Annotated in this window: 2 protein-coding genes; both read right to left on the bottom strand. The window is 30.3% G+C overall.

Going from position 1 to position 1,993, the window contains the following annotated elements; translation table 11 throughout:
- Positions 1-1,112: hypothetical protein (locus KHW44_RS09100; RefSeq protein ID WP_304068720.1), on the bottom strand; the 1,112-nt coding region annotated here is incomplete at its 3' end.
- A 7-nt stretch (positions 1,113-1,119) separates the two neighbouring features.
- Positions 1,120-1,993, bottom strand: an 874-nt coding sequence (locus KHW44_RS09095; RefSeq protein ID WP_369680531.1) for a VirB4-like conjugal transfer ATPase, CD1110 family, incomplete at its 5' end; no start/stop codon positions are given.

Here is a 1,993-nt window from a genome sequence, read left to right as displayed (position 1 = left end):
ACCCCAGAGGATAGACTTCCTTTAGTTTTATTATTTAAGATATTATCCTTTAGCTTACTTTTAGACTTTTCAAGCTCTCCAATCTTTTTATCTGATATAAAGTCTTTAACATCTTGTGCTTTCTTAGAATCTTTTCTTGTAACTTTCTTAGATTCATTTTTTAAGTCATCGATTTTCTTGCGAGTGAATTTATCACTCTCATAATTTTTTCTTTTGTAGTAAGTCTTCTTTTTATTAACTTTCTTTTGTTCTGAAGGTTTAAGGCTTGTTTCCTTTTCATCTTTTATAAATTCAAGATTATTGTCTTTAAGCTCAGAATTGTCAAAAGTCTTATCTGTATCAACTTCGCTTGGCTTATTTTCTTTATCTATTTCTTTAGAAATTTTTTCCTTATCTCTAAACTTCTTTTCTTGATAAAGTTTTTGCTTTTGCTTTTTATCGATATTAGTATTACCGTCGTTCTTGCTTACTTCATCTTTAACAAGCTTATCTTTTCTATATATTCTCTTACTTTTCTTTGCTTCGATAGGTTTATCTTCACTTGTGTGGATTCGCTTAGACTCTCTCTCGTTAATTTTGTCTTGGAATTTATCCTTACTATGGATAAGTTTATCCTCGTAATTTTTAAGGACTTGTCTTTTACTTGATGCCTTCTTATTACTTATTGGTTGAGCCTTAGCTGAAATATCATCTGTTGTTAATTTGTTAGAATTAATATTTCTACTGTTTTCACTATCAAAATTTACATTTTTGAAGTCTACATCTAAGTCTTCATCAAGTTTAAAGACATCATCTGTCTTTATTTCAAGATTAGCTTTTTTTGTTTCTTCAGTCTTATCCTTATTTTCTAAAACTTCTTTTCTGATTCTTTCCTTGTTTTTAGACTTCTGAAAATCTTTTAGTTTATCTTGTTTTTGATCTTTAGCTAATACATTCTCATGAATAAGTTTAGATTCTTTTTCTGAAATTTTATCTCCGAACCTATCCTTATTCTTAATAATCTTATTGGTATAATCATCTGAATGAACAAGTTTACTATCCATATTCTTTTCAGGAGCGTCCCTATTTCGTATAATTTTCTTTTGAAAATCTTTTTTTAATTTTTTATCCATATCACACCTACTTAGCTTCTTCTGGTTTTGTTGTCATTAGCTTATATAGCATGGTGTCTTTAGGGAATTTATCTATAAATGGAACAATAGTATTTCCGAAGAATAAGAGTCCTTCACCTGCATTTGAATTAGTAATATAGTTTAACTGATAAGGCGATATTTTTAATTTCTTAGCAAGAATATCTCTATCCCCAGATGCTTGATTTAACATTAGAACAAAGTCTGTATTGTCAAAGATATTTTCAATTTCCTGACTTGTTAAAAGGTCTTTTACGTTTTGAGTTATGCCTGTTGGAATACCTCCCCATTTTCTAAATCTTTTCCAGATTTCTACTGAATATGAAGCAGTTTGTGGATCTTTTAATAAAAGGTGGAACTCATCTATATAGTATCTTGTAGACTTGCTTCCTCTATTTAGGGAAACCTTGTTCCAAACTTGGTCTTGAATTACAAGCATACCTATTTTTTTAAGTTGTGTTCCTAGCTCTTTTATATCAAAACAGAGCAGTTGCCTATTTAGGTCAACATTTGACCTATTATTAAATACATTAAGACTTCCCTTAACATAAATTTCCATTTCTGTTGCGAGCTTCCTACCGACTCCCTCTTCTTGAGATAGGAGCATATCGTATAAATCTCCTAATATCGGCATATTTTCTGGTTTTGGGTCTTCAAAATATTTTTGATATATCTTTGGTAAGCACCTATCTATAACTGATTTTTCTGCAGCAGTAAGACCAGATCCTCCTACTACAAGTTCAAGCATAGACATTATGAAATTTGCCTTATCCTTTAAAGGTGCGTCCCCATCTCCATAGTTCATATTTATATCTAGTGGATTTAGGTAGTCCTTTGACTTTGCCGAAACTTTAATAACTTCT

The organism is Finegoldia magna, from assembly GCF_018371055.1.
Taxonomy (GTDB): Bacteria; Bacillota; Clostridia; order Tissierellales; family Peptoniphilaceae; genus Finegoldia; species Finegoldia magna_I.
This window is presented reverse-complemented; position numbering and strand designations above follow the sequence as displayed.